This window comes from Bacillus sp. 007/AIA-02/001 (assembly GCF_004634455.1).
GTDB classification, from domain to species: Bacteria; Bacillota; Bacilli; order Bacillales; family Bacillaceae_G; genus Bacillus_A; species Bacillus_A cereus.
In genome coordinates this window covers 230,570-244,320 of sequence record NZ_SEIY01000003.1, presented here as the reverse complement: position 1 = coordinate 244,320, position 13,751 = coordinate 230,570, and the positions used below count along the sequence as shown (strand labels likewise).

The window sequence follows — 13,751 nt, the reverse complement described above, 5'->3', positions numbered from 1 at the left end:
AGTAGGAAAGAAATCCCTGCTTACGCTTGTGTCATTCATATATATGTACAAGAATGAGATGTAGTACTGTTTCCTAAACATGACAGAAAAGCTTTCTTTTAAAATGGATATACTAATGAGGCAAGACGTCATGGAAGGAGAATGAAGATGGGACAAAATCGCAGGTTTCGTTCTGGACAAAAAGCGCCGAATGATGGCATTTACGTAGAAATTGGTGAAACGGGAAGTATGGTGAAAGATCCGCAAATGGTGAAATTAACTGCCGGTGAAAAGTTTCCGGATAACACGAATCATAACCGCCAGTGGACATATAAAAGAAAACCGTAACAGAAGCCGCAATCATTATTGCGGCTTTTTTGTCGTTACACATTGTAATTTCATTTACCGTATTTTTAGCAGTATAATGAATGCTCTCTTTTTCTTTTTCAAATAATAAGTTTGAAAATACATAGGCAAAATTATTGTATAAAAAAGTCAGTTGGCGTATAATCAAATCAAAGGTCAAAGAAAGTCAAACTTTTGGAGGGCTGTAAAGATGGACTTAAATCAAATGACAACAAAAACACAAGAGGCGATTATGAGTGCCCAATCTTTAGCGGTATCTCATCATCACCAAGAGGTGGATACTGTTCATCTATTACTTGCATTATTAGAAGAGCAAGATGGATTAGCAGTACGTATATTTCAAAAAATGAATGTTGATATAGAAGCATTAAAGCAAGGTGCTGAAAGTTTAATTAAAAAGAAACCTTCTGTAACGGGGAGCGGTGCAGAAGTTGGAAAATTGTATGTAACGAGCGCTCTGCAACAACTGCTTGTAAGAGCAGGGAAAGAAGCAGAAAAACTGCAGGATGATTACATTTCAGTAGAACATGTGTTGCTTGCTTTTTCTGAAGAAAAAGGCGATATAAATCAATTATTTACAAGATTGCATATTACGAAAGATAACTTATTACAGTCTTTAATGACAGTTCGGGGGAATCAAAGAGTGACGAGTCAAAATCCAGAAGCAACTTATGAAGCGTTAGAAAAATATGGTCGTGATTTAGTGGCGGAAGTGAGAGCAGGGAAAATTGATCCTGTAATCGGCCGTGATAGTGAAATACGACGTGTAATTCGTATTCTTTCACGTAAAACGAAAAACAATCCGGTTTTAATTGGGGAGCCAGGTGTTGGTAAAACAGCAATCGTTGAAGGGCTAGCACAGCGTATTGTGAAAAAGGATGTACCTGAAGGATTGAAAGATAGAACGATTTTTGCGTTAGATATGAGTGCACTCGTAGCTGGTGCGAAATTCCGTGGTGAGTTCGAAGAGCGTCTGCAAGCTGTATTAAATGAAATTAAAAAGAGTGAAGGACGCATTTTATTATTCATTGATGAACTTCATACAATAGTTGGAGCTGGTAAAACAGAAGGAGCCATGGATGCAGGAAATATGTTAAAACCGATGCTTGCGCGTGGTGAACTGCATTGTATCGGGGCGACGACGCTCGATGAATATCGCAAATATATTGAGAAAGATCCAGCGCTAGAAAGACGTTTCCAACAAGTATTAGCAGAAGAACCAACTGTTGAAGATACAATTTCAATTTTACGTGGATTAAAAGAACGCTTTGAAATTTATCACGGTGTAAATATTCATGACCGTGCGATTGTAGCAGCGTCAGTTTTATCAGATCGATATATTTCAGATCGATTCTTACCTGATAAAGCAATTGACCTTGTTGATGAAGCGTGTGCAACAATTCGTACAGAAATCGATTCTATGCCAACAGAATTAGATGAAGTAACGCGCCGCATTATGCAGCTGGAAATTGAAGAAGCGGCTCTTGGAAAAGAAACGGATCGTGGTAGCCAAGAGCGTCTAAAAACATTGCAACGTGAATTATCGGATTTAAAAGAAGTTGCAAGTGGTATGAGAGCGAAATGGGAGAAAGAAAAAGAAGAAATTCACAAAGTTCGTGACTTACGTGAACATTTAGAACGTCTGCGTCGTGAATTAGAAGAAGCAGAAGGTAATTACGATTTAAATAAAGCAGCCGAACTTCGTCACGGAAAAATTCCAGCAATTGAAAAAGAGTTAAAAGAAGCGGAAGAAATGGGCGGGCATAATAAACAAGAAAATCGGTTATTACGTGAGGAAGTAAGTGAAGAAGAAATTGCAGATATTGTTTCACGCTGGACTGGTATTCCTGTTGCGAAACTCGTGGAAGGTGAACGCGAGAAATTATTACGCTTAGAGCAAATCTTATCAGAGCGTGTTATCGGACAAGAGGAAGCAGTAAGCCTAGTGTCAGACGCAGTTCTTCGTGCTCGCGCTGGTATTAAAGATCCGAACCGCCCGATTGGTTCTTTCATCTTCTTAGGACCAACAGGTGTTGGTAAAACAGAACTTGCAAAAACGTTAGCCCAGTCTTTATTTGATAGTGAAGAGCAAATGATTCGCATTGACATGTCTGAGTATATGGAGAAACACGCAGTGTCACGCTTAATTGGTGCACCTCCTGGATATGTAGGATATGAGGAAGGCGGTCAATTAACAGAAGCGGTAAGACGTAAACCATATTCCGTTGTTTTATTAGATGAAATTGAAAAAGCACATCCAGAAGTATTCAACATTTTATTACAAATGTTAGATGATGGACGCATTACAGATTCGCAAGGTCGTACAGTGGATTTTAAAAATACAGTTATTATTATGACTTCAAATATCGGATCTGCTCATTTACTAGATGGATTAGAAGAAGATGGTTCGATTAAAGAGGAATCAAGAGACCTTGTAATGGGGCAATTAAGAGGACATTTCCGCCCTGAATTTTTAAACCGTGTTGATGAAATTATTTTATTCAAACCTCTTACAACGAATGAAATTAAAAGCATTGTTGATAAAATTGTAAAAGAACTACAAGGTCGTCTAGCTGACCGTCACATTACAGTAGAATTAACAGATGCAGCAAAAGAATTTGTTGTGGAAGCTGGTTTCGACCCAATGTACGGAGCTCGTCCATTAAAACGATACGTACAGCGTCAAGTGGAAACGAAATTAGCACGAGAATTAATTGCAGGAACAATTACTGACAATAGTCACGTAGTTGTTGATGTAGAAAATAACGAATTAGTCGTTCATGTGAAATAAAAATAAAAAAGAGTTCGGATAAAATCCGGACTCTTTTTTTAGTGTTGTTCTACTGGCTCGTTTGGAATTGCAGCTGAAATTGCTAGTACTAACACAGCAAGAACAACTGAGAAAATAGACGCTTGGTTAAAGTCGTATGTACCGCCAGTCATAGAGCCGATTACATAGCTCATCATATGTACAAGTAAGAACGACCAAATTAATGCCCAAATGAAACGCATATTTTACACCTCTATTCGTTCAATCTGTCCTTATTGTAACACAATTGAAAAAAGAATATAGAAAAATATTTGTAGATTTTTCAACGCAAATTTGCATTCCGTTCATACATTATAAAAGAGTACTTTTATATGTTTAGAAAATAAGGCGGGGGAAAAATGAGTATTACGGAACGTTTTTTTTACTTAGAAAAAGAACCATGTGTCATTTATTTACCGGAGAAGCCAAATGGATTTTCTGTTATGCTCCTCGGTGATTATAACTACTTTATTGAGAATGGTACAAGTTTATGGACACAACATGCGGGTAAATCTTATTTTTTACATGGTCTTATTGAACAAGGCTACACGGTCTTTTCCTCTAATTTATACGGAAGACATTGGGGAAACGATCAATCTGTTCGTCTGGCAAAACGTTTATATGATGTTGTTTTGAGAAAAGAGACGTTAAATGCGAAAATGCACATTATGGCAGATGGTATGGGAGCGCTTGTAGCACTTGAAATGATGAACAAATATCCTGAATGTATTCGTTCTGTTGTTATGCTAAATCCGTGTTTAGATTTACCGGAATATGTAAGTTTTGAGAAAGAGCATAAATTTTTTTACAAGAGACTCGTGAAGGAATTAAGTTTGGCGTATGATGCCAAAGAAGAAGAATTAGAATCAAAAATAAATAAGAAATCATTTACGCTTCTTCCATCTTGTGTACCTGTTAAAATTTTCGTATCAACACAAGAAAAAAGAGGAAGAAAACAGCAGTTGCGTAGATATGAGAAAATGAGGCAACTAAATCAATGTGATACTTCTGTCTTGTTCCATCTGCAAGATGTGAAATATAAAATGGTTAGGCAAACGACTGATTTCTTTAAAAAATATGAAGAAGAATTATGAAGCTCCCATATACATAAATGAGGAGCTATTTGTTTCAGAGGGAAAGGGTTGGTGGTATGGAACGCGTGCTGATAATAGGTGCACTTACGTTTGTAGGTTATCACCTTGTAAATAAAATGATTGCAGAAGAAGTGGAAGTCTATGGTCTTGATTTTGATGAATTCGATAGTATGACCAAAATTAATGAAGAGAAGTTATTATTAATTGGGCGAAATGCGTTATTTACGTATTATTCGATAAGAGATGAAGATGGATGGAGATCGGTTGAGGAAGAGAGATTCGATACTGTTTATTTTTGCTTATATGAGCCAAATCAGCAAAGTGGATTTCGGAATGAAAGAGTCATATTACAATATTTAAAGCGAATTATAAGAATGTGTGAAGAACAAAAAGTGAAGTTAAATTTAATTTCTTCTATTGAAGTAGGCAGTACAGATGAATCCGAAAATAAGCGCCTATTTTTGAAAGTAGAAGAAGGATTGAAAAAAGGGAATTTACAATATAGTGTATTTCGAGTTCCAACATTATATGGACCGTGGCAACCGTCCTTTATGATGTTTCATCAGCTTATTTTATCAGAATTAGTTGAAAAAGAGTGGCGTTGTACGATTGAGGAAAAGGGGAATGATTTACTTTACGTTGAAGATGTATGTGAATACTTATGGGAACATGGAACGAACGGGGCGCATCTTGGTATATACAATTTACTTAGTGGTAAACAGTCATTATGGGAAAAAGGTATGAATCTTTTACGCGCGGATGATAAAGTAAATAAAAATAATAACGAAGTAAGAGATGAGGCTATCGAAGTAATTTCAATAAAAAGAAATACTCCGTTAGAATACGGTTTAAATAAGCAACTGGCACACATGAAAAAATATAAAGAGTTATACGAAGGGTAGTACGCGTGTTACACTATTGTATGTGAAAGTTTTAATGGAGAGGAAGAGTATAATATGAACGAAAAAAGCATGCAGTTTTTACAAATCGCAATGAAGCATTTACCGGAAGCAAAGGCAATTTTAGATGATAATGGAATTGCACTTGATATGGAGAAGGCACAGCCGGTGTTAGAGTTGTTAATGAAAGTTATGAACGAGGCTTATGAGCTTGGGAAAGCAGATAAAGAATAAAATCCTTCTTTTTTGATGGAGGGGAGGCTCGAATCGTGAGTAGAAGCGGTTCGGGCCTTTTTATTTGGAATGAAACACGAAAAGGTATGATTCTGTTTCTTTTAATGAAAAATAAAGTGGATAATGCGTTAGCTTTCTGTTTTATGCGAAATATATTCTAGACAAAAATACATTTATGTTTTAAAATTAGTACCAAGTCATAATAATTGATATAAAACGGAGGGCTGCGATGTGAACGTGGGCATTTTAGGGATCGGAAGATATGTGCCAGAAAAAGTAGTCACAAATCACGATTTAGAAAAAATAATGGATACATCCGATGAATGGATTCGTACGAGAACGGGAATTGCAGAAAGACGCATTGCCGATGATACAATAGATACTTCATATATGGCCGTAGAGGCTGCAAAAAAAGCACTTGAAGATGCAGGGGTTAGCGGAGAAGATATCGATCTTATTTTAGTGGCGACAGTAACACCAGATCGTGCGTTTCCAGCAGTAGCTTGTGTCATTCAAGAAGCGATTGGAGCGAAACATGCAGCTGCAATGGATGTAGGTGCAGCATGCGCTGGCTTTATGTACGGAATGATTACAGCGCAGCAATTTATTAAAACGGGGACTTATAAAAACGTATTAGTAGTTGGTAGTGATAAGCTATCTAAAATTGTAGACTGGAATGATCGAAATACAGCGGTATTATTTGGAGACGGAGCCGGTGCTATCGTAATGGGAGCAGTTTCAGAAGGAAGAGGCGTTCTATCTTTCGAATTAGGAGCAGACGGAAGCGGCGGTAAGCATCTATATCAAGACGAGTATGTTATGATGAATGGCAGAGAAGTCTTTAAATTTGCCGTTCGTCAACTTGGTGAATCTTGTCTTCGCGTTTTAGATAAGGCTGGTCTTACAAAAGAGGATGTGGATTTCTTAGTACCGCATCAAGCGAATATTCGTATTATGGAATCTGCAAGAGAGAGATTAAATTTACCACAAGAAAAAATGAGTATGACAATTGAAAAGTTTGGTAATACATCAGCTTCTTCAATTCCAATTGCAATGGTAGAGGAATTGCAAAATGGACGTATTCAAGATGGTGATTTAATTATACTTGTTGGTTTTGGTGGCGGATTAACATGGGGAGCAGTCGCTCTTCGTTGGGGTAAATAAGGACTGAGAGAAAAAAAGGAGTGTATTTTGTATGGAAAAAAAGAGGGTCGTAATTACAGGACTAGGAGCTGTTACACCGGTCGGAACAGATGTTGAAACAGCATGGGAAAACATTAAAAAGGGTGTATCTGGAATCGGGCGACTTACAAGAATTGATCCAGAACTATTTCCAGCAAAAGTAGCAGCGGAAATTAACGACTTTGAAGTCGAGAAATATATTGATAAAAAAGAAGCGCGCCGTATGGACCGCTTTACACAATATGCAGTAGCAGCAGCCAAAATGGCAGTTGCAGATGCAAAGCTTGAAATTACAGAAGAAAACGGACCTCGAATTGGTGTATGGATTGGATCAGGTATTGGCGGTATGGAAACATACGAAGAACAATTTAAGATTTTTACTGAGAAAGGCCCACGCCGCGTGAGCCCATTCTTCGTACCGATGATGATTCCGGATATGGCAGCAGGTCAAGTATCAATCGCAACAGGAGCAAAAGGAATTAACACTTGTTCTGTAACGGCTTGTGCATCTGGTGCAAACTCAATTGGTGATGCATTTAAAGCAATTCAGCGTGGTGATGCTGATGCAATGATTACAGGCGGAGCAGAAGCACCGCTAACAAGTATGGCATTCGCAGGATTTAGCTCAGCGAAAGCATTAACATTTAATGAAGACCCAGCAACGGCTTGCCGTCCATTTGATAAAAATCGTAGCGGTTTTGTAATGGGTGAAGGCTCAGGTATTCTAATTCTTGAAGAATTAGAGCACGCATTAGCGCGTGGTGCTCACATTTACGCGGAAATTGCTGGTTATGGTGCAACTGGAGATGCGTTCCATATTACAATGCCTGCTCCTGGTGGTGAAGGCGGAGTGCGTGCAATGCGTCAAGCTTTAGCTGATGCAGGCCTACAGCCAGAAGATATTGATTACATTAATGCGCATGGTACAAGTACGGATGCGAATGAAAAATATGAAACGATGGCAATTAAAGAAACTTTCGGTGAGCACGCGTATAAAGTAGCGATTAGCTCAACGAAATCAATGACAGGTCACTTATTAGGAGCAGCTGGTGCTGTTGAAGCGATTTTCTCTATTAAATCAATTACAGACGGAGTAATTCCGCCAACAATTAACTATGAGACACCAGATCCAGAATGTGACTTAGATTACGTACCGAATCAAGCGAGACACCAAGAAGTAAACGCGGTGTTAAGTAATTCATTAGGATTCGGTGGTCATAACGCAGTATTAGTATTTAAATCGTATAAATAATAGATAAAATAAGGAGTTTTTTCGCAATATATTGCGAAAAAACTCCTTATTTATTTTTACGCCTTTTTCTCCTGTAGCATATACATAAGAAAAAGGAGGGATAAAGATGGGGATTGTTGAAACAGCTGAATGGCTACATTTATATTATGGGCGGCCAGAAAAACTTTGTGAGAAATTTACGAAGTATATTCCGTTGCCAAAAGAAAGGTTGTATCGCTTTTTAATTTCAAAAGGGATGTATCGCCCGATCATGCGCGGAGAAAAGGAAATTAAAGAATTAGAGGAAAAGGAAATTTGGAAAGAATTGAGCCTGGAGTATGATAAACTGAAAAACTGGTTAAAAGGTCCAGATGTCCCTGTCTTTATTTTATTATCAGATTCCTATAATCGAACTGTACAAGAAGAGTATAACGGTAGGGCTGGATTATCTATGCGTCATGTTATTTTCTTATTCGTATGTGGACGGAATTCGGTAGAAGAATTAAAAGTGTTATTAGCGCATGAATATCATCACATATGCAGGTTACATCAAATTGAGACGAAAGAAACAGAATATACATTACTTGATACGATGATTATGGAAGGGCTAGCTGAACAAGCAGTAACAGAAAGGTATACAGAAAAAAACAATGCACCGTGGACGGCGTATCTTTCAAAGGAAGAGGCTATTTATTATTGGAAAAATATTGTACATGAAAGAATAAGTATAAAACGAGGAACAAGGGAACATGACATCTTATTAAATGGCTTTCACTCTTATCCGAAGATGCTTGGCTATGCGCTTGGATTTCATATTGTCAAAGATTGTGTAACTTTGGAAGGAGAAGATACACTTTCTTTATTATCTATAGATGCAAAAGAAATATTGAATAAAGCAAGTACATTTCATATATAAAAAAACAGGAGTTCTATTTCCTGTTTTTTTAGTATTAATAGAAGAAAAAATAATAATTAGAATATATTTCCTCAAGTGGAATAAAGTTAAGCAAAAATGAACATAATGATTGGTACAAACAGTAGTGAAGTGAGGGGTAGTGAATGTTATATCTACATGATGTATGGGTAAATTGGTTTGAAGGTGAAGAAAATGGGTATAACGTTTGTCATTTTTACGAATGGCGGAAAGATGATACGATTGAGCTATTAGATCAAGTGCCATTATTAAAAGTAGATGCCACATTATATCATTACATCGAGAACGAATTGTTAGAGCTTCCGCAAAAAATGCTGGAAGACGTACATCATAAGGCTTATATTCGTAAAAATCATGAACGTTTGCAGCAAGAGTATTGCTTTGTTGTTACAGATGGAAAAGGAATTATTGCGATTGACACAATTGGCTACAATGTACCAATTCGCAAAAGCAGACTTATACCACGCCAAGAGCAGATGGTATATGAGATGGTAGAAAACGTACAAGCAGAAAAGTATGAGTTCCAAGTAGAAGAAACAGAAAAAGAACATCACATTTTATCACCATCGCCTTTCATTATGAATGGCTTGACTCGTAAAGAAAGACAGCTAAAACAATTATTATTTATGGCGTTAGATCAATTACATACAACGAAAAATACAGCAGAAATTCGCTATTGGTTCACAGAGTGGGATCCATCAGCATATGGAATGGTTCAACATATGGAATTTGAAGATATTTGGGTTAAGCTGTATGATGAAGCGAAAACAGGCTGGTCTGATAAGCATGAACAATTATGCGAGCGTCTCGTAAAAGGACAGCCATTTTTTGAAAAGTTATGGGAAATGGAAAATGAGCAAAAGGTAAATTAAAAAACCGCCAATTGGCGGTTTTTTAATTTTGTAGTAATCCAGCTCCAGCGGCAAGAATGTTCGGTGGCTTCGCGCCTTCCTGCGAGGCAAAAAGCGCCTCTACGTCAGGAGCTCCATCCCCCTCGCATTCTAAACGAGCCGCTTCCGCTTTATATGTAATCCAGCTCCAGCGGCAAGCTCTTCGTGTCTAAGAACCTTCTGCATAAGAAGGAAAAAAGCTCCTTTTATGCGAAAGAACCTTAGCCAGTCAGAGCTGAACGAGCCGCTTCCACTTTATATGTTACCTACGTTTTCTGCTTAACCCCATTGCGTTTTCTACTTTGCGTAGTTGTTTGAATGCAACGCGGTTTGCTTTTTCTGCACCTTTGTCTAGAATTTCGTCTAGTTCTGGTGAGTTGATTAGTTCGTTATATTTGTCTTGGATTGGACGAATTGCTTCTACGACTACTTGCGCTAGGTCGCCTTTGAAGTCGCCGTATCCTTTTCCTTCGTACATTGCTTCAATTTCTTCAACTGTTTTTCCAGAGAATGAAGAGTAGATTGTTAATAAGTTAGAGATACCAGGTTTGTTTTCTTTATCAAATTTCACAATACCTTCAGAGTCAGTAACAGCACTCTTAATTTTCTTTTCAATTGTTTTTGGTTCATCAAGCATACTGATCATTGATTTTGGATTCGGATCAGATTTACTCATTTTCTTCGTAGGTTCTGTTAATGACATAACGCGAGCGCCTACTTTTGGAATACGAATTTCAGGAATTGTGAACACTTCACGGAAGCGTTTGTTGAAACGCTCTGCTAGGTCGCGTGTTAATTCCATATGTTGCTTTTGGTCATCACCAACTGGTACGATTTCAGTGTTGTAAAGTAAAATATCAGCAGCCATTAATGGTGGATACGTAAGTAATCCAGCTGGAACTGAATCTCTACCCGAAGCTTTATCTTTATATTGCGTCATACGTTCTAATTCTCCAACGTAAGCAACAGATTGCATGATCCATCCTAATTGAGCGTGTGCTGGTACTTCTGATTGTACAAATAAAGTAGCTTTTTCAGGATCGATGCCGCATGCTACATAAAGTGCAGCAAGACTGCGGATGTTTTTACGAAGTCCGACGGGATCTTGAGGTACTGTAATCGCATGTTGGTTTACAATACAGAAATAACAGTCGTGTTCATTTTGAAGCTCTGTAAACTGCTTCATTGCGCCTAAATAGTTTCCAAGTGTAATCGTTCCACTTGGCTGAATACCAGAAAAGATAACTGACATAAGTAATTCCTCCTAAAATTGAATGCGTGATGGGGGGAAGAGAAGGCAAACAAAAAAGCCCATTCATCCCAAAAACTATAGGGACGAATGGACCGCGGTACCACCCTAATTATTTCACTACTGTGAAATCTCTCTAATCCATAATAACGTTAGGATATAACGCCAAAGCCTACTACTTTCGGTTCGGTTTGGTGCTCAAAAGCCCATTCCATACTGTACAATTACTTGTTCACACCAACCACAAGCTCTCTGAAATTGCCTCAATATGTACTCTTCTTTATCATCGCATACATATAAATTTATTTATTGTTACTTGAGCTCTTTTAATATGAAAGAACTAAAGTTTTATAACAAAATGTTTTGCTGATTATTATATCATATGGGATAGTGTTTGCAAACTACATCAAAATAGTAAAGCTAATGAGGGTCGAGAACAACCCAAGGAAGATACCTGTAATACAAATTGGATATGTCCATTTGAATGAATATGTTTTATAAATACGTTCTTTCTTATCTGTAGGTTCCTCGACTTCTTCAATTAAAGAGTCAATCTTTTTGTTCGTACCAAATACTCTTTGGAATGCGTAAATGGTTACATTGAAAAAACCATTTTGAAATATGTATAAAAAACCGCCGATAAGAATAAAAAACAGTGCAATATAAAACAAAATGTTGACAAAGTTCAACAAAAATTGAGATGAAATGAGGAATGCACCAATACTAGAAGCAATCATCGCTATAAAAATTAGTATACAAGTATGAAAAAAAACTTTATTCAAAATATTCCCCTCCGTCAAAATATTACTAGAATTATTATACTATAAAAGCTATAATAAGTACTAGGATTAATTTTTTGAAAATTATACGCAATTAAAGGTCTGATTTTAAGATGATGGTAGCAATGTTAATGTATCCCTTTACGAAAAATTAAAAATATAAATATTTTATTAAAAATTTTAACAAAAAAACAAAAAACTATATTCACAATTGTTATATTATATGTATAATGAAAATTGTAGAAACTTGGAGATTATTCTTTCAATTCTACTTTTTAACAAGTGAGGGTACAGGAAGTGCAATTAGGGGAGGCAACACAACATGAAGAAAAAGATACCGTTATTACTTGCATCAACTTTAACTGCAAGTATGTTGCTTAGTGCGTGTAGCTACCAAAAAGATGACGCAAAAGCAAAAGGGAAAGAGAACGCTACGAGTAGTAGTAACGGAAAACAGATTCTTAATTTAACAGAGTTATCTGAAATTCCGTCAATGGATGCATCATTAGCATCTGATTCTTCATCTTCTACAGCATTAAATAATACGATGGAAGGTTTATATCGTATTGGCAAAGATCAAAAGAGAATGCCTGGAGTTGCAGAAGATGTCGAAAAGCTAGATGATGGGAAGAAATACATATTTAAATTAAGAAAAGATGCGAAATGGTCGAATGGGGAACCTGTAACAGCTAAAGACTTTGTGTATTCATGGAAAAGAGCAGTAAATCCAGATACAAAAGCAACGTATTCATACATTATGTTCGATATTAAAAATGCAGAGAAAATTCATAAAAAAGAATTACCTGCTGACCAATTAGGTGTAAAAGCGATTGATGATTATACATTAGAAGTAGAATTAGACAATCCCGTTCCTTACTTTATCGATTTAACAGTTTATCCAGTATTTTACCCACTAAATGAAAACTTTGTAAAAGCACAAGGTGATAAATTTGGTTTAGAGGCAAATACAACATTATATAACGGTCCATTCGTTATGAGTGATTGGAAACATGAACAAAGTTTCCAATTCAAGAAGAATCCTTCATATTGGGATAATAAAACGGTTAAAATCGAAGAAATCAACTTTAATATTGTAAAAAATACAGCAACTGATGTAAATTTATATGAGACAAACGCGATTGATCGGGCGGCTTTAACGTCTGAATTTGTTGATAAGTTTAGAAAAAGCCCAGAGTTCCAAACAAGAAAAGAGGCAGGGGTTGCTTACTTAAGATTTAATCAAAGTAATCAGTACTTAAGTAATAAAAACTTAAGAAAAGCAATTTCAATGTCCTTTGACCGTGATAACATTGCAAAAGTTATTTTAAATAACGGCGCAATTGGAGCTTACGGATTTGTTGGAAAAGATTTCGCTGAAGGTCCAAATAAAAAAGATTTCCGAGCTGAAAATGGAAAGCTAGTTGAAACAAATCCAAAAGAAGCAAAAAAGCTTTGGGAAACAGCGAAGAAAGAGCTTGGAACTGATAAAATCGAACTAGAATTCTTAAACTTTGATAATGAAGATGCTAAAAAAGTTGGGGAATTCTTAAAAGGTGAGATGGAAAAGAACTTACCAGGTTTATCAATTAAAATTAAACAGCAACCATTCGCACAAAAAAATAAATTAGAAGATTCTCAGCAATATGATATTGCGTTTGGTATTTGGGGACCAGATTTCCCAGATCCAATCTCATATTTAGATATGTTTGTTACGAATGGTTCTCAAAATAAAACAGGGTATTCTAATCAGAAATATGATGAGTTAATCCTAAAAGCTAAAACAGATACAAAAGATTTACAAGCTCGCTGGGACAACCTTCTAGAAGTAGAGAAGATGTTAATTAAAGAGGATGCAGTTATCACTCCAATCTTCCAAAAAGGTTCAGCGTATGTAGTAAAAGGTGCCGTAAAAGATATTATCCCAATTAACTATGGTGGTAAATTAACTTACAAATGGGCATCTGTTGAACAAAAATAATCTTTTTTTTCCATCGTTTACAAGGGTATATGCCTATGATGGGCATATGCTCTTATTTTAAAAAAATAAAAGTAAGAATATTTTAAACTATCTTATTGCTTTTGAGAAAAACGGGGAGGTGCTTGAC

Annotated in this window: 13 protein-coding genes and 1 other annotated feature; of the genes, 10 read left to right on the top strand and 3 right to left on the bottom strand. The window is 36.5% G+C overall.

Translation table 11 applies throughout. The annotated features are described in order from the left end of the window. The first annotated feature begins 147 nt into the window (after positions 1-147). Both ES895_RS10500 and clpB read left to right on the top strand, forming a co-directional pair. On the top strand, positions 148-327 hold the full coding sequence (locus ES895_RS10500) for a YjzC family protein (RefSeq protein ID WP_000531421.1): 180 nt from the start codon (positions 148-150) through the stop codon (positions 325-327). A gap of 208 nt (positions 328-535) precedes the next feature. Then, entirely contained in the window at positions 536-3,136 is a 2,601-nt protein-coding gene (gene clpB / locus ES895_RS10495; RefSeq protein WP_098330260.1) for an ATP-dependent chaperone ClpB, read from the top strand. A 38-nt stretch (positions 3,137-3,174) separates the two neighbouring features. Here clpB and ES895_RS10490 read toward each other — a convergent pair whose 3' ends face one another. Then, on the bottom strand, positions 3,175-3,357 hold the full coding sequence (locus tag ES895_RS10490) for a YjzD family protein (protein ID WP_001211116.1): 183 nt from the start codon (positions 3,355-3,357) through the stop codon (positions 3,175-3,177). Between the two features lie 156 nt (positions 3,358-3,513). Between ES895_RS10490 and ES895_RS10485 the strand changes: the two genes are divergently transcribed. The 7 genes from ES895_RS10485 (at position 3,514) to ES895_RS10455 (ending at position 9,600) form a co-directional block, all read left to right on the top strand. Beyond that, positions 3,514-4,248, top strand: a complete 735-nt coding sequence (locus ES895_RS10485) for a lipase family protein (RefSeq protein WP_000028691.1) — start codon at positions 3,514-3,516, stop codon at positions 4,246-4,248. Between the two features lie 29 nt (positions 4,249-4,277). Beyond that, on the top strand, positions 4,278-5,150 hold the full coding sequence (locus tag ES895_RS10480; protein WP_002102826.1) for an NAD-dependent epimerase/dehydratase family protein: 873 nt from the start codon (positions 4,278-4,280) through the stop codon (positions 5,148-5,150). A 54-nt stretch (positions 5,151-5,204) separates the two neighbouring features. Then, the gene (locus tag ES895_RS10475) at positions 5,205-5,381 is read left to right on the top strand and encodes a ComZ family protein (RefSeq protein WP_001986215.1); all 177 of its coding nucleotides are present in this window, start codon (positions 5,205-5,207) and stop codon (positions 5,379-5,381) included. A 231-nt stretch (positions 5,382-5,612) separates the two neighbouring features. Further along, the gene (fabH, locus tag ES895_RS10470) at positions 5,613-6,545 is read left to right on the top strand and encodes a beta-ketoacyl-ACP synthase III (RefSeq protein WP_001100532.1); all 933 of its coding nucleotides are present in this window, start codon (positions 5,613-5,615) and stop codon (positions 6,543-6,545) included. Positions 6,546-6,576: 31 nt separating this feature from the next. Then, a complete protein-coding gene (fabF, locus tag ES895_RS10465; protein ID WP_000412656.1) occupies positions 6,577-7,815 on the top strand; it encodes a beta-ketoacyl-ACP synthase II in 1,239 nt (412 codons plus the stop codon). Positions 7,816-7,921: 106 nt separating this feature from the next. Then, positions 7,922-8,710, top strand: coding sequence for a DUF2268 domain-containing putative Zn-dependent protease (locus ES895_RS10460; RefSeq protein WP_000513275.1), 789 nt, complete (start codon positions 7,922-7,924; stop codon positions 8,708-8,710). Between the two features lie 143 nt (positions 8,711-8,853). Next, positions 8,854-9,600: a YjbA family protein gene (locus tag ES895_RS10455; RefSeq protein WP_000966128.1), complete on the top strand. Its 747-nt coding sequence runs from the start codon at positions 8,854-8,856 to the stop codon at positions 9,598-9,600. Between the two features lie 280 nt (positions 9,601-9,880). Here ES895_RS10455 and trpS read toward each other — a convergent pair whose 3' ends face one another. After that, positions 9,881-10,870, bottom strand: coding sequence for a tryptophan--tRNA ligase (gene trpS, locus ES895_RS10450; RefSeq protein WP_000110985.1), 990 nt, complete (start codon positions 10,868-10,870; stop codon positions 9,881-9,883). Between the two features lie 76 nt (positions 10,871-10,946). Further along, positions 10,947-11,163: a binding site (T-box leader), on the bottom strand. Positions 11,164-11,268: 105 nt separating this feature from the next. Beyond that, positions 11,269-11,649: a DUF3899 domain-containing protein gene (locus tag ES895_RS10445; RefSeq protein ID WP_001044997.1), complete on the bottom strand. Its 381-nt coding sequence runs from the start codon at positions 11,647-11,649 to the stop codon at positions 11,269-11,271. A gap of 319 nt (positions 11,650-11,968) precedes the next feature. Between ES895_RS10445 and ES895_RS10435 the strand changes: the two genes are divergently transcribed. Beyond that, the gene (locus tag ES895_RS10435; protein WP_000727217.1) at positions 11,969-13,624 is read left to right on the top strand and encodes a peptide ABC transporter substrate-binding protein; all 1,656 of its coding nucleotides are present in this window, start codon (positions 11,969-11,971) and stop codon (positions 13,622-13,624) included. The last annotated feature ends 127 nt before the right edge of the window (positions 13,625-13,751 follow it).

Coding starts and splice junctions, on each gene's coding strand:
- ES895_RS10500 (WP_000531421.1), top strand. CDS start 148: ATGGGACAAAATCGCAGGTTTCGTTCTGGACAAAAAGCGCCGAATGAT.
- clpB (WP_098330260.1), top strand. CDS start 536: ATGGACTTAAATCAAATGACAACAAAAACACAAGAGGCGATTATGAGT.
- ES895_RS10490 (WP_001211116.1), bottom strand. CDS start 3,357: ATGCGTTTCATTTGGGCATTAATTTGGTCGTTCTTACTTGTACATATG.
- ES895_RS10485 (WP_000028691.1), top strand. CDS start 3,514: ATGAGTATTACGGAACGTTTTTTTTACTTAGAAAAAGAACCATGTGTC.
- ES895_RS10475 (WP_001986215.1), top strand. CDS start 5,205: ATGAACGAAAAAAGCATGCAGTTTTTACAAATCGCAATGAAGCATTTA.
- fabF (WP_000412656.1), top strand. CDS start 6,577: ATGGAAAAAAAGAGGGTCGTAATTACAGGACTAGGAGCTGTTACACCG.
- ES895_RS10460 (WP_000513275.1), top strand. CDS start 7,922: ATGGGGATTGTTGAAACAGCTGAATGGCTACATTTATATTATGGGCGG.
- ES895_RS10455 (WP_000966128.1), top strand. CDS start 8,854: ATGTTATATCTACATGATGTATGGGTAAATTGGTTTGAAGGTGAAGAA.
- trpS (WP_000110985.1), bottom strand. CDS start 10,870: ATGTCAGTTATCTTTTCTGGTATTCAGCCAAGTGGAACGATTACACTT.
- ES895_RS10435 (WP_000727217.1), top strand. CDS start 11,969: ATGAAGAAAAAGATACCGTTATTACTTGCATCAACTTTAACTGCAAGT.